Source organism: Mesorhizobium sp. M6A.T.Cr.TU.017.01.1.1 (genome assembly GCF_004023115.1).
In the GTDB taxonomy this organism is placed as follows: domain Bacteria; phylum Pseudomonadota; class Alphaproteobacteria; order Rhizobiales; family Rhizobiaceae; genus Mesorhizobium; species Mesorhizobium mediterraneum.
Genome location: NZ_RZTA01000006.1, coordinates 76736 through 101047, shown reverse-complemented (window position 1 = coordinate 101047; position 24312 = coordinate 76736). Strand labels below are relative to the sequence as shown.

At 61.8% G+C, this 24312-nt stretch carries 29 protein-coding genes, 1 tRNA gene and 2 pseudogenes; 18 read left to right on the top strand and 14 right to left on the bottom strand.

Annotation, left to right across the window (positions count from 1 at the left end):
* Together EOB36_RS03515 and EOB36_RS34275 are read right to left on the bottom strand one after the other, a co-directional pair.
* Positions 1–209: DUF1153 domain-containing protein (locus EOB36_RS03515; protein ID WP_128284294.1), on the bottom strand; the 209-nt coding region annotated here is incomplete at its 3' end.
* A gap of 85 nt (positions 210–294) precedes the next feature.
* Positions 295–444: a hypothetical protein gene (locus EOB36_RS34275; RefSeq protein WP_158302530.1), complete on the bottom strand. Its 150-nt coding sequence runs from the start codon at positions 442–444 to the stop codon at positions 295–297.
* Between the two features lie 36 nt (positions 445–480).
* On the opposite strand from EOB36_RS34275, the gene mnmA reads away from it, so the two are divergent.
* The gene (mnmA, locus tag EOB36_RS03510; protein ID WP_128284293.1) at positions 481–1671 is read left to right on the top strand and encodes a tRNA 2-thiouridine(34) synthase MnmA; all 1191 of its coding nucleotides are present in this window, start codon (positions 481–483) and stop codon (positions 1669–1671) included.
* A 15-nt stretch (positions 1672–1686) separates the two neighbouring features.
* On the opposite strand, the gene EOB36_RS03505 is transcribed toward mnmA, so the two are convergent.
* Entirely contained in the window at positions 1687–2694 is a 1008-nt protein-coding gene (locus EOB36_RS03505; protein ID WP_095484157.1) for a Gfo/Idh/MocA family oxidoreductase, read from the bottom strand.
* A gap of 342 nt (positions 2695–3036) precedes the next feature.
* Between EOB36_RS03505 and EOB36_RS03500 the strand changes: the two genes are divergently transcribed.
* The 4 genes from EOB36_RS03500 (at position 3037) to EOB36_RS03485 (ending at position 5027) form a co-directional block, all read left to right on the top strand.
* A tRNA-Met gene (locus EOB36_RS03500) sits at positions 3037–3113 on the top strand.
* A gap of 727 nt (positions 3114–3840) precedes the next feature.
* Positions 3841–3975 (top strand): hypothetical protein, encoded by a 135-nt coding sequence (locus tag EOB36_RS35670; protein ID WP_281032975.1) that lies wholly within the window; start codon positions 3841–3843, stop codon positions 3973–3975.
* Positions 3976–4006: 31 nt separating this feature from the next.
* Positions 4007–4585: a hypothetical protein gene (locus EOB36_RS03490; protein ID WP_128284292.1), complete on the top strand. Its 579-nt coding sequence runs from the start codon at positions 4007–4009 to the stop codon at positions 4583–4585.
* 82 nt (positions 4586–4667) lie between these two features.
* Positions 4668–5027, top strand: coding sequence for a hypothetical protein (locus EOB36_RS03485; RefSeq protein WP_127293247.1), 360 nt, complete (start codon positions 4668–4670; stop codon positions 5025–5027).
* Positions 5028–5068: 41 nt separating this feature from the next.
* Here EOB36_RS03485 and EOB36_RS03480 read toward each other — a convergent pair whose 3' ends face one another.
* Entirely contained in the window at positions 5069–5443 is a 375-nt protein-coding gene (locus tag EOB36_RS03480) for a hypothetical protein (RefSeq protein WP_128284291.1), read from the bottom strand.
* Between the two features lie 26 nt (positions 5444–5469).
* Positions 5470–5676 (bottom strand): hypothetical protein, encoded by a 207-nt coding sequence (locus tag EOB36_RS03475; RefSeq protein WP_128284290.1) that lies wholly within the window; start codon positions 5674–5676, stop codon positions 5470–5472.
* A gap of 298 nt (positions 5677–5974) precedes the next feature.
* Between EOB36_RS03475 and EOB36_RS03470 the strand changes: the two genes are divergently transcribed.
* Entirely contained in the window at positions 5975–6187 is a 213-nt protein-coding gene (locus EOB36_RS03470) for a hypothetical protein (RefSeq protein ID WP_127293253.1), read from the top strand.
* A gap of 42 nt (positions 6188–6229) precedes the next feature.
* A complete protein-coding gene (locus tag EOB36_RS03465) occupies positions 6230–6745 on the top strand; it encodes a hypothetical protein (protein WP_127293255.1) in 516 nt (171 codons plus the stop codon).
* 113 nt (positions 6746–6858) lie between these two features.
* On the opposite strand, the gene EOB36_RS03460 is transcribed toward EOB36_RS03465, so the two are convergent.
* From EOB36_RS03460 to EOB36_RS03445, 3 genes and pseudogenes are all read right to left on the bottom strand, one after another.
* Positions 6859–7452 (bottom strand): hypothetical protein, encoded by a 594-nt coding sequence (locus EOB36_RS03460; protein ID WP_164897439.1) that lies wholly within the window; start codon positions 7450–7452, stop codon positions 6859–6861.
* Positions 7453–7604: 152 nt separating this feature from the next.
* Positions 7605–7810: pseudogene (locus EOB36_RS03455) on the bottom strand (helix-turn-helix domain-containing protein); the annotation flags it as partial.
* A 326-nt stretch (positions 7811–8136) separates the two neighbouring features.
* Positions 8137–8787: a hydrolase gene (locus tag EOB36_RS03445; RefSeq protein ID WP_128284288.1), complete on the bottom strand. Its 651-nt coding sequence runs from the start codon at positions 8785–8787 to the stop codon at positions 8137–8139.
* Between the two features lie 154 nt (positions 8788–8941).
* On the opposite strand from EOB36_RS03445, the gene EOB36_RS03440 reads away from it, so the two are divergent.
* From EOB36_RS03440 to EOB36_RS03425, 4 genes and pseudogenes are all read left to right on the top strand, one after another.
* A complete protein-coding gene (locus EOB36_RS03440; RefSeq protein WP_128284287.1) occupies positions 8942–9835 on the top strand; it encodes a LysR family transcriptional regulator in 894 nt (297 codons plus the stop codon).
* Positions 9836–10107: 272 nt separating this feature from the next.
* Positions 10108–11043, top strand: a complete 936-nt coding sequence (locus tag EOB36_RS03435; RefSeq protein WP_128284286.1) for a pirin family protein — start codon at positions 10108–10110, stop codon at positions 11041–11043.
* 101 nt (positions 11044–11144) lie between these two features.
* Positions 11145–11307 (top strand): annotated as a pseudogene (locus tag EOB36_RS34865) (DUF5996 family protein); the annotation flags it as partial.
* A 122-nt stretch (positions 11308–11429) separates the two neighbouring features.
* Positions 11430–11780 carry an ethanolamine utilization protein gene (locus EOB36_RS03425; RefSeq protein ID WP_095484146.1) on the top strand — a complete coding sequence of 117 codons (351 nt, stop codon included), beginning with the start codon at positions 11430–11432 and terminating at the stop codon, positions 11778–11780.
* A gap of 308 nt (positions 11781–12088) precedes the next feature.
* Here the strand turns inward: EOB36_RS03425 and EOB36_RS35665 are convergent, their stop codons facing one another.
* Complete coding sequence (locus tag EOB36_RS35665) at positions 12089–12217, bottom strand: hypothetical protein (RefSeq protein ID WP_281035129.1); 129 nt, start codon at positions 12215–12217, stop codon at positions 12089–12091.
* A 319-nt stretch (positions 12218–12536) separates the two neighbouring features.
* Between EOB36_RS35665 and EOB36_RS03415 the strand changes: the two genes are divergently transcribed.
* The 6 genes from EOB36_RS03415 (at position 12537) to EOB36_RS03390 (ending at position 19101) form a co-directional block, all read left to right on the top strand.
* Positions 12537–13757, top strand: coding sequence for a sedoheptulose 7-phosphate cyclase (locus EOB36_RS03415; RefSeq protein WP_128284285.1), 1221 nt, complete (start codon positions 12537–12539; stop codon positions 13755–13757).
* 157 nt (positions 13758–13914) lie between these two features.
* Positions 13915–15144, top strand: a complete 1230-nt coding sequence (locus EOB36_RS03410; RefSeq protein WP_095484144.1) for a 6-phospho-beta-glucosidase — start codon at positions 13915–13917, stop codon at positions 15142–15144.
* The gene (locus EOB36_RS03405; RefSeq protein WP_095484143.1) at positions 15141–16217 is read left to right on the top strand and encodes an ROK family protein; all 1077 of its coding nucleotides are present in this window, start codon (positions 15141–15143) and stop codon (positions 16215–16217) included. The genes EOB36_RS03410 and EOB36_RS03405 overlap by 4 nt, the downstream gene beginning before the upstream one ends.
* Positions 16159–17268: an alcohol dehydrogenase catalytic domain-containing protein gene (locus EOB36_RS03400; RefSeq protein ID WP_245329793.1), complete on the top strand. Its 1110-nt coding sequence runs from the start codon at positions 16159–16161 to the stop codon at positions 17266–17268. The genes EOB36_RS03405 and EOB36_RS03400 overlap by 59 nt, the downstream gene beginning before the upstream one ends.
* A 12-nt stretch (positions 17269–17280) precedes the next feature.
* Positions 17281–18177, top strand: coding sequence for a TIM barrel protein (locus EOB36_RS03395; protein WP_095484141.1), 897 nt, complete (start codon positions 17281–17283; stop codon positions 18175–18177).
* A gap of 15 nt (positions 18178–18192) precedes the next feature.
* Positions 18193–19101: a hypothetical protein gene (locus tag EOB36_RS03390; RefSeq protein WP_245467587.1), complete on the top strand. Its 909-nt coding sequence runs from the start codon at positions 18193–18195 to the stop codon at positions 19099–19101.
* Between the two features lie 29 nt (positions 19102–19130).
* Here EOB36_RS03390 and EOB36_RS03385 read toward each other — a convergent pair whose 3' ends face one another.
* Genes EOB36_RS03385 through EOB36_RS03365 form a run of 5 tightly spaced genes read right to left on the bottom strand, consistent with a single transcriptional unit; the run spans position 19131 to position 23974 of the window.
* Positions 19131–20132 (bottom strand): NAD(P)-dependent oxidoreductase, encoded by a 1002-nt coding sequence (locus tag EOB36_RS03385; RefSeq protein ID WP_128284283.1) that lies wholly within the window; start codon positions 20130–20132, stop codon positions 19131–19133.
* A complete protein-coding gene (locus EOB36_RS03380; protein ID WP_095484138.1) occupies positions 20129–21007 on the bottom strand; it encodes an NAD-dependent epimerase/dehydratase family protein in 879 nt (292 codons plus the stop codon). Before EOB36_RS03380 ends, EOB36_RS03385 begins: the two co-directional genes overlap by 4 nt.
* Positions 21004–21921 (bottom strand): sugar phosphate nucleotidyltransferase, encoded by a 918-nt coding sequence (locus tag EOB36_RS03375; RefSeq protein WP_095484137.1) that lies wholly within the window; start codon positions 21919–21921, stop codon positions 21004–21006. Before EOB36_RS03375 ends, EOB36_RS03380 begins: the two co-directional genes overlap by 4 nt.
* The gene (locus EOB36_RS03370; RefSeq protein ID WP_128284282.1) at positions 21918–23111 is read right to left on the bottom strand and encodes a glycosyltransferase; all 1194 of its coding nucleotides are present in this window, start codon (positions 23109–23111) and stop codon (positions 21918–21920) included. Before EOB36_RS03370 ends, EOB36_RS03375 begins: the two co-directional genes overlap by 4 nt.
* On the bottom strand, positions 23111–23974 hold the full coding sequence (locus EOB36_RS03365) for a class I SAM-dependent methyltransferase (protein WP_245467586.1): 864 nt from the start codon (positions 23972–23974) through the stop codon (positions 23111–23113). The genes EOB36_RS03370 and EOB36_RS03365 overlap by 1 nt, the downstream gene beginning before the upstream one ends.
* Between EOB36_RS03365 and EOB36_RS03360 the strand changes: the two genes are divergently transcribed.
* Positions 23969–24310, top strand: coding sequence for a hypothetical protein (locus EOB36_RS03360; RefSeq protein ID WP_128284280.1), 342 nt, complete (start codon positions 23969–23971; stop codon positions 24308–24310). The genes EOB36_RS03365 and EOB36_RS03360 overlap by 6 nt on opposite strands.
* Positions 24311–24312 lie beyond the last annotated feature (2 nt).

Here is a 24312-nt window from a genome sequence, read left to right as displayed (position 1 = left end):
TGCCAGGACAGGAATTCCTCGGTGGTCAGCTTGTAGCGCTGGCACGCCTCTTCGAGGCTCAAAAGCCCGCCGCGCACAGCCGCCACCACTTCCGCCTTGCGTCGGATAACCCAGCGGCGTGTGTTCGTCGGCGGCAGATCGGCAATCGTAAGAGGGCTGCCGTCAGGCCCGATAACATATTTGACTCGCGGTCTAACAAGATCGGTCATCGTACTCTCTACTAAAAACTCAAAGACCCAATCCCCACCACATTACCGCCACAGCTTTAAAAATTGCCTAAGCAGACCCTAATAGCTAGGTAAGGATCATGAACGCCGCGTTAGTCTTTTCGTCGGCATTTGAGATATCTGCCGGCAAGCGCCGCATCCGTTCAAAAAAATCGGCCAGTTCGCGAAGCTGGCGTACCTGGAAAGCTTGACCTATATTCCGGCCATTGGCATTCAAGCGCCGTCGTCCAGGCGCATGCAGAACGAAAGAACCATGAACAGCCTCGACCTTCCCCGACGTCCCGAAGATACCCGCATCGTTGTCGCCATGTCGGGCGGAGTCGATTCGTCGGTCGTTGCCGGCCTTTTGAAGCGCGAAGGCTATGATGTCGTCGGCGTAACGCTACAGCTCTACGACCATGGCGCGGCAACGCACCGGGCCGGCTCGTGCTGCGCCGGCCAGGACATCGACGATGCCCGTCGCGTCTCCGAGACGCTCGGCATTCCGCATTATGTGCTCAATTACGAGGAGCGCTTCCGCAAGGCGGTGATCGACCCCTTCGCCGAGAGCTATGTGGCCGGCGAAACGCCGATCCCTTGCGTTTCCTGCAACCAGACGGTGAAGTTCGCCGACCTTCTGACGACCGCCAAGGAGCTTGGCGCCGACGCGCTGGCCACCGGCCATTACATTCGCTCCGGCGCCAATGGCGCCCATCGCGCACTGTACCGGCCGGTCGACGCGGACCGCGACCAGAGCTATTTCCTGTTCGCCACCACACAGGCGCAGATCGATTATCTGCGCTTTCCGCTCGGCGGCCTGTCGAAGCCGCAGGTTCGCGCTATCGCCGAGGAAATGGGACTGACGGTCGCCGCCAAGCAGGACAGCCAGGACATCTGCTTCGTGCCGCAGGGCAAATATTCAGACATCATCGCCAAGCTGAAGCCGACTGCTGCCAACCCGGGCGATATCGTCCATATCGACGGCCGCGTGCTCGGCCGCCATGAAGGCATTTTGCGCTACACAATCGGTCAGCGCCGCGGCATCGGCATCGCCTCGGGCGAGCCGCTCTACGTCGTCCATCTCGACGCCGACCGGGCCCGCGTCGTCGTTGGCCCGCGCGAGGCGCTGGAGACGCACAAGATCTATTTGCGCGACATGAACTGGCTGGGCGACGCTGCGCTGTCCGACATCCCGGCGGCCGGTCTGGAGCTTTTCGCCAAGGTCCGCTCGACACGCCCGCCGCGCCCGGCGGTGCTGCATCACTGCGCCGGCATTACTACGGTGGAGCTGGTCGACGGTGAGTCCGGCATCGCGCCCGGCCAGGCCTGCGTGCTCTATTCCGACGACGGCAACGAGGCCCGTGTGTTCGGCGGCGGCTTCATCGAGCGTTCCGAGCGAGGCGCCGAGGCTGAGGCGATGCTGACGCGGCTGGCGGCCCGGCCGGCGCAGGTTCCCGCCGAATAGACGGTGATCCCGATTCTATCGGGATGGATCAGGCTCTAATACAGCGGCGCTTTTCTCTCGGGAAGACGATCCGGTGTGGGTAATCGTGCCAGCAGTCAGGATGCGCAGCACCCTGATGGCTTCCTCGCCGCCGGTGCGCGGTTCTGCCCGCGTCTCGATGCACTGGATGAAATGCTCGAGCTCTCGCGTCAGCGGCATGCCCTCGCCCACCGCCACGTAGGACGGCTCGTTGGTGGTGAAAGCCCATTGGCCGCTGTCTTGCCACACCGCGTGGCGATAGACGGCGAGCTTGCGCTCCCACGGCTCGACATCGTCGAACACCGCCATCGCCTTGGTGCCGACCACGGTCAGCCGCCGCTCGCGGTAAGGGTTGAGCCGCGACGCGAAGAGATGGCTGCGCAGGCCGTTGGGAAAGCGCATATGCAGATGCGCGAAATCACTGAGATTGTCGAGGAGCGCTGCCCCTTCGCCGCGCACCTCGATCGGCTCCGTGCCCGTGATGGCCAGGATCATCGACAGATCGTGCGGCGCCAGATCCCACAGCGCGTCGTTCTCGGTGTGGAACTTGCCGAGCCCGAGCCGGTGCGAATGTATATAGCGGACCTCGCCGAGCTCGCCATTGTCGATCAGCGCCTTCAACGTCTCGAAGGCTGGATGAAAGCGCAGCACATGGCCGACCATGAAGACGCGGCCATTGTCGGCCGCCGCCTGTACCGAACGCTCGGCATCCGTCACCGTCAGCGCGATTGGCTTTTCCACCAGCACGTCCTTGCCGCCCTGGACGGCGCGCACCGCCATATCGGCGTGGAACTGCGGCGGCAGCGCCATGACGATGGCGTCGATGTCTTTTCGAGCAAACAGCGCCTCCGGCTCGATCGCCAGGCAATCCTGTTCACTGGCGAAGCCTTCAGCGCGGGCTGGGTTGACGTCCGAGACCGCGTGAAGCGCGCCGAGCGCCTTGAGGGTGCGGATGTGGTTGCTGCCCCAGTATCCGCAACCGAGGACTGCAATGCGCGGTTTCATCAATTCCAACTCTAGAATTTCGTGGCCGAGACATAGCGGCGCACTCCGCCGAACTCAACCCCGGCATTTCAGCTCAAATTCCTGCCCGGTAGAGCTTTTCGCCCATTGGAGCGACGCACGTCCGCTTGGACGCACAAAGTTCTCACCTCATGACTTTGACCCTTCGCACCGTGCTTTCCGAAATCGATTCCGATATCCGGCCCGAAGCGATAGAATATGCCAATATGCCGGCTGCATCGATGCTTGACAGGCTTGGCCTCCCAACCTTATATCCGCCCGACCTTGGCGAACGCTTCGACATGCCTTCTGATTTAAGGCGGATTTCGGGCCTTTCGCCGCCCTGGCGGGGTAGCTCAGTTGGTTAGAGCACGGGAATCATAATCCTGGGGTCGGGGGTTCAAGTCCCTCTCCCGCTACCAAATTTCTCTCAATAAAATCAGCGTCTTAGGCGCGACTGAGGGTAGCTAAACCGCTATCTTCATGTCGCGCCATGTTGCAAACCACTACCGTTGATTTCCAAGGGTTTCCTGCGACTATCGGCAGGTCCACGCGACATGGATGCGACATGGAAGAGCCGATATTAAAACCCTGCCCCTTCTGCGGCGGCGACGCTGTGATTTCCCGCAATGTTAGCCCTCCGGGAAATCGATATGTATGGAATGTGGCACGCATTTCTTGCTCTCTTTGCAGTGTGATGCAGTGCGACGAAGTTGAGCCCGCAATAGCAATCCGCGATTGGAATCGTCGAGTTCCGATGGACGAATAAAAAGCCCGCCACCAAGGGCGATCGAAAGGCTGGAAAATGAGGGCGGGATCGTCGGTGAGGATGATGTGTAAAGGGCGATCGACCATCCCGCTGTCCGCGATATTGCTTGCGGCCGCAATCCTGACGGGCTGCGGTGACTCACCACAAGAGGCAGCCGGCTCGGCATATCGGATCGTTGACGCGGTGAGCGCTGATGCATCGTGCGATGCTGGCGAACTCCTGCTGAGCGCATACTGCTTCTCTGATGCCGGCCGAAGCATCTCAGCGAGTGGTCCGGCACTCCAACCAGATGCAAACGGCAGGATTGTAGCAACATGCCTCACGGGCGGCCGCCATCTGCGTCTGTTCTGCATCAAACAGCCGTGACATGGACGCCAGCAATGATGACTAAGGGGCGAATCGAGTTCATCGCCGAGAACGGTGGCGGAGCCGGGGTGAGGCTTAAGAAGGTGTCAGCGCCGGGCGCTCAGTTGCGCGACGGCGAGGCTGGCATCATCGAAAACAACGAGATGTAGGACGATCTACCAATTTTGGGTGACAACTCCGATGGTTTCTCAGCCTGCATATCTGACCAATCTCAAAAAGTACGCGAAACTCCGCTTCCGCGGCGACGAGGACGAAGACGCGAGGATAGCCGTCCGCGACCTCGACAATGAAAGCGACAGAGGAGCAATCATTCTGGCCGCAACAAATGTCGAAGACATGCTCGAATTGAAAATTCTGGAGAGACTACCGACGCTCCAGGCTGACGAGCCGGCGCGCAAATTTGTGTTTGAACAAGACGGCCCGATATCGACGTTCTCACGCAAAATATTGATGGCATATGCAATGGGCATTGTTGATAAGCCCTACCGCAAGCTGATCGATCTTGTTCGCGAAATCCGTAACGCTTGCGCGCATTCTCGACAGCCAATTTCCTTGCAAGTTCCGGAGTTGCAGGATGCGTGCAAGGTCGTCATTTCGGACATATGGCCCGATATTAAGGATCACAATCCCAAAACGATCAGAATGGCATTCGTTATGAAATGCACATTCATTCAGCACTACATACTTCACGGTGAGAAGCTGGAAGGCAGGGATGCGCATCTCGCGCACTGGGAAAAGCTCAAGCGTGGCGAAGCATAGCTGCGAAAAACCGCGACATGGTAGCATGACGGCTTGCGTGCGCCTGCCAGTTGCGTCACGCTCAACTACTGGGGGAATGACGATGCGAAATGGCGCCGGCCTCCTACTGGCAATTACCAGTGCGTTGGCGATCATCTCGCCTAGCCGTGCTGAAACCTTGGTCGAATACTGCGACGCCGCACGCGAGATCGCCCGAACTATAATGGATCAGCGCCTCCACCCAAAGGAGATGATGACCAATATGTTTGCCGCGGCGAAAATGTCAGAGGTTATCGACAACTCCACGGAAGGAATCCGTGCCGAGCATAAGTCTCTTGCCCAGCATATATTGGGCTTGGCGTACTTCGAACCATTCAGGGACGGGGAACAGGATAAGCAAATTGCGATTTCTTTGTTCGAAGTGCAGATCGGGATTGATTGTCTACGCTCGAACTTGCAGTGACGCCTGGAAGCCACCAGCGCGCGTTCGTGCTGACCGCTGTCTTACATCGCCGAAGCGCCTCGCGCGTCCTGGCGCCTCTTGCTGGCCTGAATTAGCCGCTCCATTGCCCGCGCCTGCGCTCCAGCGCGGAACCTTTCTATCGCGGCCTGCTGTTCCTGCTCTCGCGCCAGCCTGTAGACCTCGGGCAAAGGCCGCCAGTCGGCCGGCTTCAGCTTCATGCACCATTGGGCCCGGCGAAAGCCCCAATGCTCGATTCCGACGAGATCCGAGCGGTCGAACCAGCATGAAACGTTCAGCTTGGCGAAGTGCAAGACCCTTGCCGTCCACCAGATTCTCTCAATATCGAGCTCGCCGGTGCCTTCCTTCCATGGGGTGAAACCGCGGCCGGGCCGCTCGGTTAGATCGCTGTCGCGCAAGATGGGCCTCTCGCGTTCACTTTCGGCTAATCGTCGCCAAGGTATTCCACCACGATGCCGAAATCTGGTGTCCCGTGGACATAATGCCATTTGATTCGCCAAAGGCCAGTATTTTCCATACTCTCGAGAGCGTGGACCAAGCCGCTGCCGGTTCGGAATTTCTTTGTCACCAGGTCGTTGACCGCTCGGATCCCGCCTGATCGATACGCCTTCACATGCTCGTCGTCAGCCATGGCCAACCCTCCCGCTTTGGACTGGAAGCTAAGCCATTTAGCGGTGGATTCACATAGGACGCGCTTCCAGATGATGACCTCTTGACTGTCCGAGCAGGTTAGATGATTCTTGCTGCGTGCCTTGAGAGAAGCGGCCCTAGGCACCATGGTTCAAGCCGCGTGATAGCCGACGATGGGGGAGCCCTTACGTCGTAGACAACGAGCAGCACGGCTGCCCAGCACAACTCTTCTTAAACATCAACAGGCTCGAGGTCCCGCTCACGCGCGTCCGCAGCCCCAATGGTATTGGAAAGAGGCTATGCCCAAATTTGTTGAATATCAGGATGGCGACGTTGCGGTGACTTCACGCAAGCCGCTGCGAGGCACATTGGAGTTGATCACAGACGACGACGATACGGTCGAGCTTTTGCTCGATCGCGTGAACACTGAGTGGCTGATGGGCGCGCTTTGCGAATTCCTAGTGCAAGGCGAAGGCGACGACATGCCGAAAATATCAATTGGCCGACGGTGACCCGGCTTGCCCTAGCGAGCTAATGGCGGCATCCTCCTTACGATGGGGGATGCCGCTCCGAAAAAGCCGAAGGTTGTCTATGGCGTCGGCGTGACGCCATTCGGCATGTACGTGATGGCTCAAAACTATCGGGCGACAGCTGATGCGCTTGAGAACGTGGTCGTTCTCCCGCACTTGACGGATCACCCGCGGCGCTTTCTGTACTACCAGGCTCTCGAACATTTCCTCCGGGCATTCCTGCGCCTGAACAGCCAGGACCTGGAGAAGATCCAAGATTTCCGACACAACTGGGGTGAGATGCTGGACTGCTGCAAAAGCTACGGCCTGCGGTTGTCCGTCAAAGCCGAAGAGTTCATCCGATCAAGCGCGCTCAACAATGACCTCGTCCGGATTCGGTATGAGCTCGTGATCGAAGAGGATGTAACGAAAGGCCGCAAGCCGCGCTCGACCCTGCCCCTTCAAAAGACCATCTACGCGCTCGAACTGGCAGTCGGCGAAGCGATCGAGGCAACAGGCAGAGAAGTGTTCAAGCGGCCAAGACCGGCGATCTGGTCATGATGGCCGCACACTAGGGTCCGAAGCTGATCGCCCCACCGACAAAGGTCTTCGAGGTCGAGAGCGTGAAGGTGAAATCGTCCGTCGATGTTGCGATCCAAGAAATTCGATCGGCGTCATGTGTCGACCTCCTCGCCGCGTGCGACGGCGGCGCCGTTGCGTGGTCCAGGCGGAGGGAGGCCGATCTCGCGGTACAGCTCGTCGAGGTCAGTGCTGGGGATGCAGCGCGGCCGGTATTTGTCCAACAAGCGGTTGACGCCGACGCATTCGGCCTCCGTTCTGAATAGCAACGCCGACCACGACGGCCGGCCGAACTTGGCTTCCAATCCGTCGTGGCTGAAGCTCTTGTCGCCCCAATGAAGATGCCGCTGCCAGGCCTCGTCAGCATCATTGATGGTCAAGGCTGCCGCCACCTGGATCGGCACTGCGGCGTCGACCTTGGCGGCACCGCGGAACAGTTCGACAGTGATCCGGCGCAATTCGGCGGTCGCCACATTGAGTGCTCGCGTTGCTGCCATTTTCGAGCCATTTTCGGCCGACTTTTCGGCTTCCCGCAAATAGGTCAAGCGGGCTTCCATGCGCACGACTTCGGCGATCAAACCTGCCCTTGCGAGAGCGTCAACACCGCGATCTGCAAGGCGTTGCGCTAGGATCTTGAACGCCTTGCGCTCTTGCCTATTGAGGTCAACGGGTGGTGCCGGCATGGTCATGTAAAATTTCCCCTGAAAATTCGAGAAATCTGCGCATGACCCCGAAGCGGTTCCAGGGGCATTTTCCAAACTCGAAAGTTGACCTCCCCCCGGAGGGGGCTGGCGACGGCCGCCTGCTTCTTGGTTGCCACGATCGTCCGCTCGATCTGATTGGGCAACTGGTTGGCGTAGCGCACCGGCCGCCGCGAGCGGTCGGTGAGCGCCTCCAGGCCATCATCCTTGTAGCGGTTGAAGATCTTGTAACCGGTCTTGCGCGAAATCCGAACTCCCGGCACACATCGCTCATGCCTTCGCCGTCCAGAAGACGGGCCACGAAGCGTAGACGTTCCTCCATCACCGAACACTCTCTCCACGGCATCAACACCTCCGGCCGAAAGCCAAAAGTGTTACCCATGTGTCCGGTACAAAACGTCACCTATGTCCCAGGTCGGGCAAATAAGATCAATCGGTTATGCAAGCAGCCGCTACCATCGACCACTTGCCGGTCGTCAACATCCGTCCGCGCCTCGCAAGCTCTGGTGGCTTGCGGAGCAGTCGGACGACGTGCCAGGCTCCGGGCGCATAGCCGCCGAGAACCACGAGCTTCACGACCACGTAGGTTGAAGCCAGAAGGGCGAGGATGGCGAGGCCGGCAAAACGGATCGATCCCGACCCTCACCGAAGTGCTCGCCATCCCGGCCGGGATCAGCCTTCGCTCGGCACTGGCGTGTTGAGGAGCTGCTGCTCCCAAAGATACGCGATGCCGCTGCCGCCGAAGTGCTGGATGAGAATCTCGGTCAGCTCCTCGACATGCTCGGTGCGCGCCCAATCGCGTTGCCATTCGCCAGCGAGCGCCATCACGGTCATCACGTTCGCGCCGGCCGCGATCATTCGCTGGATGGCAACTTCGTGAGACTCCTTCGAAATCCCGCCCGACGCGTCGGTGATCACGGTCACGTCCCAGCCTTCGCCGGCGGCCTGGATCACAGGCATTGCGACGCAGACCTCTGTCCACAGGCCAGCGATGATCAGCTGCTTGCGGCCGGTCGCCTTGACGACGTTCACCACATCCTCGTCCTGCCAGGTGTTCACCCAGGTGCGATCGATGACTTCCTGGTCCGGAAATACGTCGGTGATCTGCTTAAAGAGAAGTCCACCGCGCGCCGCGATCACGCTGGTGAGAATGGTCGGAACATTGAAGGCTTTTGCTAGCTTCGCCAGCGCGGTCGTGTTGTTGACCACCATGTGCGGATCGTGGCTGTTCAGGTTTGCGAGCTGATAGGGCTGGTGGTCGATCAGAACGAGGACCGAGTCTTCAGGACGAAGAAGCGAATCGAGGCCGTTACGAGGGGTCATCAAGACTTCCTTTCTCTGCCGCTATGGACGGCGATGGGTTCACGGGAGACATGCGCCAGCGGGCGACGTTGCCTGGACGCAATTTGCTGTTCCTTTTGGTGATGCGGTAGTGCCATAGTCAGGCAAGCTGTGTCGCGAAACGAGGAACGCCGAATTGGACATCGAAGATCTACAGACATTCGTCGCAGTGGCCGATGCAGGGGGCGTATCGGCCGCCGCGCGCCGGCTCGGCGTCTCCAAGTCAATCGTCAGTCGGCGGCTCTTTCGGGTTGAAGCGGAGCTTGGCGTCCAGCTTCTTGCGCGAACGACCCGCGGTGCCGCGCTCACAGAAGCGGGAATCACGTTCAGAGACCATGCGGCCCGAGCCAGCGCCGAGATCGATACGGCCAGGGAAACGATCCTCCCCACCGGTGAACTGCGCGGCCGCCTGAGGGTTGCCATGCCGCTTTCTTTTGGACCGACCCACTTCGCCCCCGTGCTTGCGGAAATGGCGCAATACCACCCGCAGCTCCACATCCATACCTCCTACAGCGATCGCTTCGTCGATCTGATCGCCGAAGGTTTCGATTGCGCGATCCGGGTTGGTTACCTTCAGGACTCCAACCTGATCGCCAGACGTGTCGGGCCGATCTATGGAAAGCTTGTCGCAAGCCCGGATTACATCAAAGCGCACGGTTCACCTGAGACGGTAGAGCAGCTCGTCAACCACCAGGCCCTCATGCAAGGAACGGAAGCCTGGCAGTTCATGGACGGCGACAAGATCGTCACGGTTCAGCCGCAGGGCAGGTTCAAAGCCGACAACGCCACGGCGCTCGCCGCCGCCGCGGCGGCAGGGCTCGGCATCGCTTGGCTCCCTGATTGCATCACGTATGACCATGTGACCTCCGGAGCGCTCGTTCCGATTATGACACGCTATCCCCCACCTTCGGCAGGCGCGTATGTCGTCCGACCGCCGGGTAAGCACCCCACACGGAAAGTCCGGGTCCTCACCGAGATGCTGATCGAGTACTTCGCACGAAATTCGGACGTTTGGGGTCTCGACCGTTAAAACACGAACGGGGCGAAGCCTTATTAAAGAATCGCGTTCGACGGTCGCTCTACTGCGAGCCGCTGAGCTCGACGATATTGCCCGCACGTTCCACTTACTGCGACACAGCTTGACGTATCACAGGACTAGTTGGGCAGACGATCGCTCGCCAGTTTAGGCATTCGTCGGGCCGAAAGCGCTGTTCCCGCTCGCGCGGTCCGGATTAATCGAAATCGGGCATTCGCATCGGCAAGGGCGAGGCCCCCCGGAAACCCCAAGAGAGGATGAGGCGCATGAGTTGGAACCCGGCAATCGAACCGGGCTGTCCCGATGAGGTTGGCCTCGACGCGATCGAAACGCTCATCGTCCCGCGCGCTCGAGACCTGGGCGGCTTCGAGGTTCGGCGCGCCCTGCCCGCACCCAAGCGGCAGATGGTCGGACCGTTCATCTTCTTCGATCAGGCCGGCCCGGCCGAGCTGCTGACCCGGCAAGGCGTAGATGCCCGACCGCACCCGCATACCGGTCTCGGCACCGTTACGTACCTCTTTCGCGGCGACTTCCATCACCGGGACAGCACCGGGGCAGACCAGATCATCCGTCCCGGCGAATTGAACTGGATGGTCGCCGGGCGCGGCGTGACCCATTCGGAGCGCACTTCCTCGGCCGCCCGGAGCGGTCCGAACAGCCTGTTCGGAATACAGACCTGGGTTGCGCTGCCCGACCGCCACGAGGACATGGCGCCCATGTTCGAGCATTATGGCCAGGAGGCGCTCCCGGTGATCGAGGATCGCGGCGTCTCGGTCCGGCTGATCCTCGGGGAGGCCTATGGTGAGAAGGCCCCCGCGACAATGTACTCGGAGACGTTCTATGCCGACGTGGCGCTCGAAGCAGGAAGCCGATTGCCGATGCCGCACGATCACGAGGACCGGGGCATCTATATCGTCGAAGGCTCGATCTCCATCGCCGGGCAGGAATACGAGGCATCTCAGATGATGGTCTTCCGCCCCGGCGACAGGATCACGGTCGCGGCCGGCGACAGAGGCGCGCGGCTGATGATCCTCGGCGGCTCGACCCTTTCGGGTCCCCGCTACATCTGGTGGAATTTCGTCGCCTCATCCAGGGAGCGCATCGAAGAGGCCAAGGCCGAATGGCGCGCTGAGGACTGGGGCAAGGGACGTTTCGATCTTCCCGCCAATGACCGGGATGAGCACACTCCACTTCCGGACTGACCGGTGTGCGGACAAGTCGATCGCCCATATGCGACCGGGGCGATCGCAGAAGACACGAACGACGTCGCGTGCCGGCTGAATGCTGGATGGAGACAGGGAAAATGAGCAACAAGTGGCCCCTCCTCGACTGCCTCAGTTGGCGCGAGACGTGTTCTGCCTGCATCTATACTTGCAGATCGCCGGCAAGTATCGGCTGACTCATACCCGTGGCTCAACTATTCCTGGAATGCGACCTTCTATGTCACGCCTAGTGGCCTGACATCACGGGTCACAGTCGATCCTGGTGGATGGCGGCGTGACAATCCCAAGGCCGCGCTGAGGACGTCGCGTTGACACGCAGGAGTTCAAGTTAGCCACTCAACCACACCGCTAGAGGAGCAATTCCCATGAAGGTTCGCAAGTTCACCATCACCGACGCAGTGCTGGAGCGTTCCCCGGGACAGGACGGAGACGTGTTTGTGGGCAATCTGGTCGACCAGCGCCATGCCTCCCCGATCACCATCGGGTACGGGCGCTATGGACCGGACCAGACACTTGAGGAGACAATGGCCGTCGATGATGTGATGGTCGTCCTCGAGGGGCGGCTTTCGGTGTCCGGAAAGTCAGGCAGCGTCACCGCAGGGCCGGGCGAGATCGTCCATATGCCCAAAGGGCAGAAGGTGACGATCCGCTCGCACGAGCAAGGCGCGCTCACCGCCTATGTCACCTATCCCCACTGGCGGGAGGCACGCCAGTAAGTCCTCCCCGCAACGCCGCAGGCTCGACGTCCACGCGGATCATGCTCAACCGAGTAGGCGTTGAGGTCTTGCCTGTGCAGATCTGGCGCGTGGCCTCGCCACTTTGTCCCAGCGACGCCTCGCGCCCGCAGGCTCAAAGCTGTGCAAATCCGCCGTTCACGAACACCTCGCGCCCGTCTGGAAGCTGCTGTCGTTGCTCGCGATTTGCAGCCCACATGCCATGCCGACACAGCCGGCAGCCCAGTCCCAAGCATCCCGATAGCGCCCGATCGTTTGCAAGCCTTGAAGAACTTCTATCGCGGCGGCGGTCAGATGAGGAGCACGGTCAGTTTTGCCCGGTGATTCGGCCAAGCAAAATATCCGATGCTCGCCAGCACGGCAAACGCAGCGGCGTGATTGAGTTTGTCATGACCAAGGGTGATGGCGATGCCAAACATCTGCAAAAACCACCCAGGCGAAAGGGTGAGCAGGAGAATGCCAGCCAGCGTGACCAGAAAAGCAGTCCTTCCTGGGACGATATGTAGTCTTACACGCGACAAAGGTTTTATCAGTCTTTCATTAAAAAGCGCAGGCTCTCAGGCTCACGGCTGTGCTTGCTAGTTGTAAGTTCACTTCCCAACGACCTGACGCATCAGTCGAACGGATGAAGCCTAATAAATTCTTACACAGTATACGGGTGGAGGATGCGGAACGACTTTTGCTGGATTGCTCTTAAGCATGCCGGTGAGCTGTTCTGCCCGAACATCGGGCTCGATCATGTGGACACCCAGCCAAGAGCAGCTTTCCCTCCGGTCTTCCAGTGACCACACCTTCAATGTCACTCTGTTTGAGGGTCTGCACTCGTCGGATTTCTGCGGGTGGATCGAGGCCCATGCTCGTAATCGGACTGTGCTGGCGGTCACCACTCCTACTGTCGAGAGGCTCTATGGAAACGCAATCCGTGCAGCCTTCGCAAGCGTCGGTTTGAAGCCGTCCTGGCTCGTGTTGAACTGCACCGAGCGGACGAAGACCATGAAATCCGTGTTGACCGTTTGTCGCGCAGCCTCAGACGCCGAGATCGATCGCCGGGGTGCGTTGGTGGCGATCGGGGGTGGCGTCTGCTCAGATATCGTTACGCTGGCGGCTTCGATGCTACGCCGGAGTTTGTCTCACCTTCGCATCCCCACCACCTTGATTGGGCAGGTGGATGCCGGAATCGGACTGAAGGGTGGCGTCAATTTCGGAGAAGGCAAGAACTACCTTGGTTGTTTCCACCCACCGGAAGCTGTCGCGGTGATCCCGTCATTGCTCAAGACCCTGGGCGTCGATACGGTCAGGCAGGGGGTGGCCGAGATGATCAAGGTCGCCTGCACCTCCGACACAGATCTCTTCCGGATGATCGAAGAGATTCGCGGAGGTGGGCTGCAGTCCTGGGTCCGCAACGGCGACTCGTTGGCTCACGAGCCCATCCAGCGCGCCATCGCCGCCATGCTGGGAGAGCTTTCGAAGAACCCCTTCGAGATTACATCCTACGAGAGGGCGGTAGATCTCGGTCACACGATCGCCCATCCGCTTGAAGCTTCGACTCATTACGAGCTCCACCACGGCTTTGCCGTCGCGATCGACCTCGCTTTTTCCAGTGTTCTCGGTTGGCACCTCGGTTGGCTCAGGGAGCAAACGGCCCTGCGCATAGTGGATCTGCTGGTGGCGGTTGGCTTGCCGATCTGGCACGAGCATCTGAACGAAGACTTGGTCTCGAGGTCGTTCCGGGCCGCCGCCAAGCATCGAGGCGGCAATATAAATATGGTGGTGCCGACCGACCTTGGCCGCTATCGCTTCCTCAAGCGGGAAGATCAGTGTCCGCCGGGATTGATACCCGAGGTTCTCAGCTATTTGCGCGCTCGGAGCTGGCAGGAAGCTGTTTCCAATAGCGGTTCGGCTCAATATGGGGTGGAACTTCCTATTGGGGGAAATCCTGCCAGGATTGGCCTGCAATGAGCGTAGGGCCTTTCCTTTCAAGGCCAAGTCCGGACCGAATTTCAGTTCATGCTGAGGCGCTTGCCGGCGAACTGCTGGCGCTGCCGATTCGGCCGTGCATGCCCGACGGGGAGATCGCCTACGTTACCGCGATCGTCGGCTCGTCCCGGACGTACTGATGACGCGGGTCTGCGTCCTTGGCGGGAGCTCGCCCTTCACGGTAGCGCTCGTCGATGCGATTGAGGGAAGCAAGGCGTTAAGCCACCGGCTGGGCGAGTGGGTATTAGTCCTCCAAGGGCGCAACGTGCAAAACGTTGATGCGGTTGCACATTATGCCCGGCACCGGCTGGGAGCATTCGGAACCTCGGTCATATCCACGACGGACCTCGATGCGGCCCTGGCCGATGCGGAGATCGTCGTTGTCCAGACGCGCTTCGGCGGGCTTGAGGCGAGGGCCGATGACGAACTCTTCGCAAGCGAGCTGGGATGCATAGCTGACGAAACGTTGGGACCCTGCGGCCTGCTCTCTGCCTTCCGTCAAATACGGCCGGTAGACGATCTCGCGATCCGCATGAAGGCAATATGTCCCGGTGCCTTCGTCGTGAACATGATCAACCCGCTGAGCCTGACGACGGCCATGATGCTCCGCCGCGGCTTGGCTGCGGTCGGCATCTGCGAGCTTCCCCTTGCCACGCTCCAGGCTTTCGCGCGGGCGCTGCGCATCGATCCGACCGAACTTTGCTGGAGTTACGAGGGCCTCAATCACAGAGGCTTTATCCCCATCGCCAGGACCCGTGACGGGGAGGATCTCCTGCAGCGCGTCCTCCGGTTGGCCCCAGATAGCGCAACGCAGAAGTACCGGGACGATATTCTTCGCCTTGGCGCAATATCCACGAAATACTTCGCTCTTTTCGACGGCGGGGCTTCGCACAACAAGGGTCGGGCGGTCGCGCTGATATCTCTGCGAGATGCGATTGCCAAGGATCTTATCGCAGATCCTACACAGTGCCCGGCGCAAATAGCAAAGCGTGATATGCCTTGGTATGCGCAAGCTGTCGTGCCGCTCGTCGCCGCACGCGTCGGAGCGCAGGGCTACGATGCCACCATAAACGTCGCAGTGGATGGACCTCTCGTTCACGAGCGACGAGTCCGCGTCCTCGGTGATCGCATCGATATTCTTGAATCCGAACCAGCCAACGGTCCATTCCGCGACTGGCTCGCGGCGTTCGAACATCACGAACGATTGAGCCTGGCGGCGCTCGCCGATCCTACGCCGTATACGATCGGCGCAGCGCTTGAGGCCGATCGGATCACGCCTTCCGACAAAGTTCAGACTGCAGCTGCGCGAATTTTCCGGACCTGGCGCGATGCTGCCAGCAATCCGCCAACCGTGCGAGGCCAGCAATGACCAATAAGGACATTGCTGTCTTTGATATCGGCGGCACGCATTTTCGTTCGGCGCTGTGGACAAATGGAAGGCTGGGTCCAGTAAAGCGACGACCTGCGATCAACTACCTTAACACGGCCCACCACAGCCCCGTCGAACTCCAGGAAGCGTTGGCCGACTATCTGGTGGCCGAGACTGAGCGTCTGCAACTGGAGAGCGGAACCGCGATAGATCATGCCGGCATCTCACTTGGAGCACCCTTGAATGCTCGCAGCGGTCGTGTGCTGCAATCTGGCCCACTCTGGGGCCCGAGATCAGGACCCTTCGAGCTCCAGGCGGCGTTGACACGCCGTCGGCTGGACACCCGCTGGACGATCGCGAATGACGTGACCGCTGGACTGGCATCCTACATACAGACCTGCGATCCGGGGAGCCATTCGCGTATCTTGTTCGTCACGGTGAGCACCGGGATCGGGGCGAGGCTCTACGATTTCGCGCGAGGCGGCGTGCCGGTCGATCCCGTGCACGGGATACAGGGCGAAATTGGCCATATCAAAGTAGAGGCTTTCTTCCGCGGCACGCGTCTTAAGTTTACCTGCGATTGCGGTGGATGCGACCATCTGAACGCCTATTCGTCCGGACGCGGCGTGTTGAAACTGCTGCGCGAGTTGTCAGCTTGTTCCCCCGACGCGCTGGCAGCCTCGACGATGGCCGCGGCACGCGACGAGGACGATGATGCCATGCTCGCGGAGTTCTCGCGTGGGGTGGCGGCCGCTGATGCCCTCGCCTTAGACGTCCTCGCTACGATCACGCGACCGCTGGCAACTATTTTCTCGGCGCTCCTGACGCACGATCCGCTACTCGATTCAATTGTTCTCACCGGGGGTGTCGTGGATGCACTCGAACCGGCCTATTCGGCCAGCCTTGATCGGCAATTCCGCGACCATGGATTGTTCCAGATCACTGAATGCGATTCGTCCTATTTCGCCCGCCGGCTCCGTGTCGTCGCGCCGGGGGACCTGTCTGGACTTATCGGTGCTGGCCATCTCGCCGAAATGGCGGATGAGGGGCGAAGCATCCATGTTTTCCGGTGATCGGATCAGCTTGACCGGATCGAAGTCGCACCTCGCTCTTGTGCGGCCGTCGGGCATGGGTGCCCCAAGACTGGAGCAGGTCCGGACACCCGTGGCGCTACCGGGCGATTTTGTCTGCCGGACCCTCATTGCCGGCGTCTGCGGGACCGACCTCCAGATTCTACGCGGCGTGCGCGACGATCCAGCCCGGATCCTTGGCCATGAGGGCGTAGCGGTTGTCGAGGAAGTGGCCGCGAAAGCGGATCAACGCTGGCTAGGTGCGACGATTGCGGTGAATCCAACGCCTGACTGGGGCACCGCTGAACTTGGCCATACTCTCGACGGGATGATGCAGCAGCGCTTCCTCGTGCCTGCTCGGTTGCGGTCCTTGGTCGTTTCGTCGCCCGCGGAACTGGCTGCCGATCTCGCTATTCTCGCTGAGCCGCTCGCATCCGTCCTAACTTGCGGAGGCATTCTCAAGCGGGTCGCGGAGCCGATCCGTGTATTGGTGGTGGGACGAGGTACGATCGGCCAACTGCTTCGTATTGCGCTCAAAACTGCCTGCGCGTCGGTTCGGGACGTAGTCGTCATAGGGACGAAAGAGACGGCCGGTGTTGAGAACGGAGCATTCGACACTGTGATCCTATGTTCCTCGCGCCAGGATGTAGCGGCCGCCCTCAGTATCGGGCTAGACTCCTTGTGCGACGGCGGCATCCTCCATCTCTTCGGAGGTCTCCCCTCTGAGGGTCGGGACCCGCGTCTGCCCGGGGTCAATCTCAGCGAGATCCGCGCGCGAAATACCGGCGGACGTGTCGGTTGGCCGCTTGCCGAGCAATGCCAGACAACTATCGGCCACAAGCGGGTGGCGATCACGGGGCACCGCGGTTCTTCCAACGCGATGCTGACACGGGCAATGCTCGAACTCAGCGCCCGCCCCAATACCTATCGGCCGCTTCTTACGATCGTGACAAACCCGGAGGAAGCTATCCATACATTACGCGACGCTGTCGGCTATCCGCCGGTTAGATCCTGGACCAAGCTTGGGATCGACTTTCGGAGGTGGCGAACTTGAGGGGAACGTCCGTTGACGAGTAACGCGCCTTTGACTGTCTCACAGAGTAGCTATCGACCACAGATCGGGGTTGCGCTGTGGAAGGTGGGCGATCGGGGCCTGACCGGCTTTGAAACCGCCGCCGCTGCGCATCTCGATCACGTTCACGTCGACTTGGGTGGCCCGAACCGCGGTCCCGATCTCACAGATATCGGAATACTGGCGGCGTTCGACACAACGTCACGCCGTTTCGCGCTTCCGATCACCGCCCTTGCAGTCAATCGGCTCAACGATCTCGGCCTGACCGCGCCAAAGGGCAGCCAGGAAGCATTGGAAGTCCGGCGAAGTATCTTGCATGCAATTAGAGTGGCGGACCGTCTGCGGGTGCCCAGGATCATCATTCCGGGTTTTCGCCAGAGCCTCGTTCGGACGTCGCGGGACATGGCTAGAACGGCTGAAGTGCTGCGTTTCGCGCTTGGTCCCGCCCAAGCCGCAGGGATTACTTTGGCATACGAAAGCGGGCTTGACTCCGAAAGAACCCTCCAGATTCTTCAAGCTGTTGGCCAGCCGGGCATCTGCGTACAGTTCGACACGGGAAATCCCGCTATCTACGGGCATTCTGCGGCCTCCAATTGGGCGCGACTTGCTGACGTCGCCTCGCCGGACGTCCACCTTAAGGATGCTTTGTCGGTCGAGGGGGATGTGCCGCTGGGCGACGGTGTAGCCGAACTAGAGCTTACGTTCATTGCATTCGCGCACCAGCCGACGCCTACATCCTTCACACTCGAAGGCGACTACAGCGACGATCCTGGACCTCGCATCAGTCGCGACCTCGCTCGCCTGAAGACACTCATCAGAAGGTCGATGTTGTCGAACTGCCTGGACTGCCCAGATGAGCGACGGCACGTCTCTGCTTCAATGTATCGATAGATGGGTGGCTGTATAATGAAACCTGCCATTGCGAACGCCTACAGGCTGATTTTTTTCGGCGGCTCGATGATTGCTCGCATGGGCATCCTGTGCGTCTCAGCCCTGCTCATTCTATTGATTTATGGCCAAGCCAAACTGTCAGCAGAGGAGAATGGCATAACCCTGCATTACACCTCTGGCGGTTCGGCTGCTGCAATCGCGGCCGCGGGCTTCAACCTCGCTGACGTGCAATATGTCGAGCAACTCAATGCGCTTCCTCCCGGGATGAAGGGGCTGATCTGGCTTGACGAGAGCAGCGGCGTCACGCCGCGTTTCATCGCCAAGGTCAAGCCGTTCATCGGCAACCCGAAGCTGTTCGGCTTTCGCCTCTGTGACGAGCCTGACATCACCGGCAAGTACCACTCCCCGGCAGTCAGCCCGGCAGCCCTCAAAGCCGAGGCTGACTGGATCAAGGCCAATGTGCCCGGGGCCGTGACGTTCGTCACGCTGATGGACATGGGGTCTTTTGAAGCCCCCCACTTCATGAACACCTTCAATCCCGCCAACACCGGGATCGATTTCTTCGGCCTCGATCCGTATCCGGTACGCGGCAAGGTTTTCGATTTGGACTTCATCGACAGGACGGTCGAGGCAGCCGTCGCCGCGGGCATCCCGCTCAACAAGATCGTGCCTGTGTTCCAAGCCTTTGGCGGCGGCAATTGGAGGACCTATACCGGCGGGGTCAGAGACGTTTATAAGCTGCCGACACCGGACCAGGCGAACCAGATATTCGCGCGCTGGGCAACCTACGCTCCCAATCCCGCGTTTGACTTTGCGTACGCGTGGGGATCGCAGAACGGGGACACCAAGCTGGGCAGTACCAGCCCAGAGGCACTAAGCCTTCGCGCGGCGTTCAAGGCACACAACACGGCGCATTCGCGGTAGGCCCGATATCCGTGGACCCGTGTCCACGGTCACGCTTTGGTCTCCAGTTCGAGATAATAATGCATCACGTCGCCGAGGCTCTGCGGAAGATCGACACGGGGCTGCCAGCCGAGCGCGCGCAACCGGCTGACATCGACCACCTGCCGCCCGATATCCACCGCCCGTCCCGGCAACTGCGCCAGCGCCGGATCGGCAATCCCAGCCGCGGTGACGAGCAGATCGTAGACTGTGGCGATCTGCGTCTCGCATCCTGAGGCGACGTTATAGAAAATATCGCCGGCGCCGGCGAAGCCGATCGCGACCAGCGCACTGGCCACGTCGCGCACGTCTATGAAGTCGCGCCACGCGGTCAGCGGACCGAGGGCGATGCCATCACGTCGCCCCACCCTTAGCTCAGTGAGTTGGCTGGCGATGCGGCCGGCGACATGGCGCTCCTCCTGGCCCGGCCCGACGACGTTGAAGATGCGCGCCACGCGGCCGTCGATCCTTCCCGCGCGCGTTGCGATCCGCACGATGTCCTCGCTGGTGCGCTTGGTCGCGGCGTATAGGTCGATCGGCTCTGTCGCGCCGGTTTCGACCAGCGGCAAACCCCCACCGCCGAGTTCGCCATAGATCGAGCCCGAGGATCCCAGCACCAGCACCGCGCCCCGCCCGGCCAGCGCATCGCAGAGATGGCGCGTGACGACGATGTTGTTGGTCACCAGCCGATCGAATGGTTCGTCGCGCAACGATCCGGCAAGATGGAAGACGATATCAGGCGCGGTTTCCGCGATCAGCCGCGCCGCTGCCGCCGCGTGCGACAGGTCGGTAGCGACATAGGCATAATTCGGCCCGTCGGGCACCAGAGCATTTGGCAGCGGCGCAGCAGCGTGCTCGGCACCGCCGGGATGGATGTGGTGCGTGAAGCGTGTCGCATTGCCCGGCGAACGGCCGGCGCCGATTACCCGGCAATCGCCGCGATCGCACAAAGCGCGCACCAGATAGCGGCCGATGAACCCTTGTGCGCCGGTGACCAGTATCGTCCGCGTCACGTCATATCACCCAGGCAATCGCGCACGCCGTCGGCCAGCGCGATCTCCGCCCGCCAGCCTAGCGTCTCGCGCGCCAGCGAGACGTCGGCGACGAGATGCTCGATGTCGAATACGCGCGATCGGTCGCCCTGCCCCTCGACGATCAGCGCGTCCGGACCGCCGCCGATCCTCGCGAAGGTTGCGGCGAGCGCGGCGACGTCGGTCCCGGCGCCGGAGGCCATATTGAGCGTCAAGAGGCCCGGTTTGTCGCGCGCGGCGGCCATCAGCAATCCCCGCGCCAGATCGTCGACATGCAGGTAATCGCGCGTCGTATCGGCCGAGAAGACGCGCATCGGCTGTCGCAGGCGCGCCTGTGCCGCCAGACGGCCGACCAGCCCGTTCGCCCGCATCCCCGGGCCGTAGACCGAGAAGGGCCGAACAATGATTGCCGACCCCAGCGTCCCTCGCCGCACCGCACCCGAGACGAGTTGCTCCGCCGCCGCCTTTGCCGCGCCATAAGGCGAGAGTGGCAGGAGCGGCGCGCTCTCCGATACGCACGCGGTGTCCGGGCGACCATAGACCTCGGCCGACGACACATGGACGAAGCGGCGCACGCCAATCCGCTCGGCGGCGGCGAGCAACGTCGCCGTGCCCAGCACATGTGCGCGGGCGAATGCCGCCGGCGCGTCGAACGAAGCCGCAACGGAACTAGGCCCGGCAAGATGAACGATGGTGTCGATCCCGGCGAACAATGCCTCTAGCGCCGGCTGGTCGCAAATGTCGATCGCTCCCGCTTCCCCGTCGATCGGGCCGACATGCGCCACGCATGCATCCTCGCCGATCCGGCGCAGCACCGCCCGGCCGATAAAGCCGTTCGCACCGGTGATGCCGATCACGCCCCGTACCCCCGTGCGGCGAGGCGACGGCGCACCGGCTCCGGCAGCTCGTCGCTACTGAGCGTACTCGCGGCGCCGACATGGACCCGCAGCACGCCGGCTTCCGTCATCGCGTCGCAGACATAGTCTACATTGCCGCCCGCGACCCGGATCTCGCGCGCGACCTCCCCCGGCCACCATGCTTCGAAGACGGCATCGCCCAAGAGCAAGGCTTCGGCGGCAGCCAGCTTGGCGGCGTCATTGACGTCGATCCATGAAGCCTGGTGGCGATAAAGTCGCACCACCGCGCCACCAGCTATCAACAGATTGGCGGCATCGACCAGGCCGAGCGGCGTGCCCTGCGGCAGGCTGCTCAATGCGGCAGCGGTCACCACCGCCAGCCCGCTGCCGACCAGGATCGGATAGACCGGCTTCTCGCGATAGGCGGTGAGCAGATCAGGATCACCCGCGTCCACTTCGAGCGCGCCGTAGGGCATGCGGAATGGCTCGTCATGCGCCGCCAGCGTCATCGCCGCGCCGGACGCACGATGCGCAGCGGCCAGCGCCGCCAGATCGAGCGTGGTGAGATTGTCGGCATACACCACCAGCACGTCGCCGGGATCGCCCGACAACATTGTCGCCGCGCCGAAATTGCCCTGCGGTACTTCCTCGATCAAGGGAGCTAATGCCACGCCGATGCCGGCGGCGCGTGCGGCGAAATCGGCGATCCTGTCCGCCTCACGCGCTGCATCGGCACGGGTCAGCGCGATGAAGATGCGCCGGCATCCGCCACGCGCCATCATCCAGATGTTGCGCTCGAGCAGGCTGACCCCGCCGACCTCGACCAGCGGCTTGCGCCCGACTACGCCGGAGCGCGCCATGCGCTCGCCCTGCCCGCCGGCCATGATCAGACCGGTCCATGCGCCACTGCTCATCGCGGCGTCTCGATGCCGGTGCCGCGCATCGCTGCCAGCGTCGTCTCCACCATGTGCTGCCGGGTGAAGCCGGACAGGAATCGGGCATAAGCTGCGGTCCGCAGCCGCTCGGCGAGGCCGGATTCGCGGATCATCCGCTCCAGCGCATCGGCCAGCCGCGCCGGCGCGTGCGGCGGCACGACCAGTCCGTCGATTTCGGGCCGCAGGAAATCGCGCACCCCGACATTGTCGCACGCGACAATCGGGCACCCCGAGGACGCGGATTCGAGCAAGGCGGTCTGCAATCCCTCGCGATACCACGACGGGATGCAGGCGATGTCCGCCCCGGCGTACAGCGCGGTGATGCTCGGCTGGTACCCGATGAACGCAACATCGGGATAGGAGCGTGCCCGCGCCAATTCCGCTTCCGTCAGCGCGTCGGCGCGGCCGCTCATCGGGTTCGAGGTGAACACCATGCGATGCGCCACGCCGCGTTCGGACAGGATGCCCGATGCGGCAGCCGCGTCCAGCACGCCCTTGTCGCGCAACAGTCGCCCGGGAACGAGTATCGTCGGCCGCGCGCCGACCGTGCGCGCTTGCTTGTAGGGGAAGTCCTCCGGCATGACGCCGCAGCCGCCGGTGACGATCACGCGGTCCGCTGCGACGCCGGTGCGCCTGATCAGTTCGGCCTTGTCCTCGTGATTGTGGACGATGACGATCGCCCGCCGGCTAGCGAAGGCGAAGCGATAGACAATGCAGATCAGCCGGGTCGTTAGGCTGCCGCGCTGCGACTCCGAGAAGGACGCGCCGAGTCCAGTGACCAGATAGATCGCATGCCGGTTGCTGAGCCTGACCCACGGTCCGGCCAGCAGGATCGACAGCGCCGACCACAGGATGAACACACTGCCCGGGCTGAACAGCGCCGCTCGCGCCGCCATCAAGCTGGCGCGCGCCAGCCGCAATGGGCTCGGCCGCCCGCGATTGCGCGAGAACGGCATCGTCCGCGTCGCGATGTCCGGCGCCAGCGCATCGCGCGCGGCATCGATCGCCGGCCTGGAATCCCAGCCAGCGGTGGCGAGCCCGTTGTCGTCCGGCGACCACACTTCCACGGCGTGGCCCGCCTCGGCCAACGCGGTGCTGACATGGTTGAAATCGGAAATCCAGCGCGGCAACGCGGTGACGACGACGATGATGCGGCGTCCCTTGCGCATCACGCGCTGTCGGTCTTGTGCCGTGCGGCGACGAACGCGGTCTGCGGGCCGCCCATCGGGAGCCACCGGCCTATCCCGTAGCGCAGGAACATGTGCAGCCGGTAATAAGGCGCGGCCGCCCAGCCCTGCGCGAGAGGGGCGTGGCTGTCCGGTGCCGCTGCGACGCGCCGGCTGCCCAGCACCGTGCTGAGCGCGGTCGACAGCCCGACCGGATAGCGCCGCATCGCGATCATCTTGAGCCCGGCTGCGTCCAGCAACCGTTCGATCGCCAGCGCATCGAAGAACCACATATGCGTCGGCATATTCGGCCGCCCGACAAGCCGTTGCCAGAAAGGCGACAGGTTGGAAAACAGCCCGACCTCGAAGCAGATCGTGCGGCTAGGCGCCACCTTCGCCGCGATCGCCCTTAGCGCCGCCACCGGATCGGGGAAGTGACTCAGCAGATCGACATGGAAGCTGGTGTCGTAGCGCCCTTCGGGCAGACGGCTGTCCTCGATCAGAGCGCGTTCCACCGTGATGCCCAGCGTGCGTTCGACGCGCGTGGCGCGTTCGTCGGACGGCTCGACCGCCTCGACCGTGAAACCGGCCCGGATCGCCGCCGCGGTGAACTCGCCGTCACCGCAGCCGATCTCGAGCAGCCGTCCACGCTGCGTGAATGCCTTCACCCAGCCGACCCGCGCGCGCGCCGGCGCGGAATAATAGACGCGGTGGTGATGATCGATCGGCGCGTCCACCGGATGGGCCGGCAACGGATCGATATAGATGACCCCGCACACACACTGCCGGCCGCTATACTCCCCTTCGCGCAACGCCACCGGACCGGCATTGGTCCGGCAGATTGGACAGGCGCCCGATCGTTGCAAGTTGCTTCCCTCCATACTGCCATCATCATACAGGCAGCGGGACGCTTCTCTGACATCTATCTGGATGATGCCGTCGCCTATAAAGGCGTCTTTATCGGCGGCGTTCAGACGAGCCCGATCCGCGCTGGATCAGAGTTCATCGGCAGGCGTCGCATGCCAGCCCTGGTCCCGTCCGGTCCAGTGGATGCCGACGACGGCAACGTGAAGCTGGCCAGGTGCTTCATCATGCGCAGCGGAGCATCAACGGCCGCAGCCTGTGAATTGAAAAAGCCCGCGCCTCCGGGAGAGGTCGCGGGCAAAGGTCTGTTGGGATCAGAGGGACTGATCCAGCTGTAATG

What these genes read in the sequence shown, in the direction of transcription:
- mnmA (WP_128284293.1), top strand. Translation starts at nt 481, where the DNA reads ATGAACAGCCTCGACCTTCCCCGACGTCCCGAAGATACCCGCATCGTT.
- EOB36_RS03505 (WP_095484157.1), bottom strand. Translation starts at nt 2,694, where the DNA reads ATGAAACCGCGCATTGCAGTCCTCGGTTGCGGATACTGGGGCAGCAAC.
- EOB36_RS35670 (WP_281032975.1), top strand. Translation starts at nt 3,841, where the DNA reads ATGATGACTAAGGGGCGAATCGAGTTCATCGCCGAGAACGGTGGCGGA.
- EOB36_RS03490 (WP_128284292.1), top strand. Translation starts at nt 4,007, where the DNA reads ATGGTTTCTCAGCCTGCATATCTGACCAATCTCAAAAAGTACGCGAAA.
- EOB36_RS03485 (WP_127293247.1), top strand. Translation starts at nt 4,668, where the DNA reads ATGCGAAATGGCGCCGGCCTCCTACTGGCAATTACCAGTGCGTTGGCG.
- EOB36_RS03475 (WP_128284290.1), bottom strand. Translation starts at nt 5,676, where the DNA reads ATGGCTGACGACGAGCATGTGAAGGCGTATCGATCAGGCGGGATCCGA.
- EOB36_RS03470 (WP_127293253.1), top strand. Translation starts at nt 5,975, where the DNA reads ATGCCCAAATTTGTTGAATATCAGGATGGCGACGTTGCGGTGACTTCA.
- EOB36_RS03465 (WP_127293255.1), top strand. Translation starts at nt 6,230, where the DNA reads ATGGGGGATGCCGCTCCGAAAAAGCCGAAGGTTGTCTATGGCGTCGGC.
- EOB36_RS03460 (WP_164897439.1), bottom strand. Translation starts at nt 7,452, where the DNA reads ATGACCATGCCGGCACCACCCGTTGACCTCAATAGGCAAGAGCGCAAG.
- EOB36_RS03445 (WP_128284288.1), bottom strand. Translation starts at nt 8,787, where the DNA reads ATGACCCCTCGTAACGGCCTCGATTCGCTTCTTCGTCCTGAAGACTCG.
- EOB36_RS03435 (WP_128284286.1), top strand. Translation starts at nt 10,108, where the DNA reads ATGAGTTGGAACCCGGCAATCGAACCGGGCTGTCCCGATGAGGTTGGC.
- EOB36_RS03425 (WP_095484146.1), top strand. Translation starts at nt 11,430, where the DNA reads ATGAAGGTTCGCAAGTTCACCATCACCGACGCAGTGCTGGAGCGTTCC.
- EOB36_RS35665 (WP_281035129.1), bottom strand. Translation starts at nt 12,217, where the DNA reads ATGTTTGGCATCGCCATCACCCTTGGTCATGACAAACTCAATCACGCC.
- EOB36_RS03415 (WP_128284285.1), top strand. Translation starts at nt 12,537, where the DNA reads ATGTGGACACCCAGCCAAGAGCAGCTTTCCCTCCGGTCTTCCAGTGAC.
- EOB36_RS03410 (WP_095484144.1), top strand. Translation starts at nt 13,915, where the DNA reads ATGACGCGGGTCTGCGTCCTTGGCGGGAGCTCGCCCTTCACGGTAGCG.
- EOB36_RS03405 (WP_095484143.1), top strand. Translation starts at nt 15,141, where the DNA reads ATGACCAATAAGGACATTGCTGTCTTTGATATCGGCGGCACGCATTTT.
- EOB36_RS03390 (WP_245467587.1), top strand. Translation starts at nt 18,193, where the DNA reads ATGAAACCTGCCATTGCGAACGCCTACAGGCTGATTTTTTTCGGCGGC.
- EOB36_RS03375 (WP_095484137.1), bottom strand. Translation starts at nt 21,921, where the DNA reads ATGAGCAGTGGCGCATGGACCGGTCTGATCATGGCCGGCGGGCAGGGC.
- EOB36_RS03370 (WP_128284282.1), bottom strand. Translation starts at nt 23,111, where the DNA reads ATGCGCAAGGGACGCCGCATCATCGTCGTCGTCACCGCGTTGCCGCGC.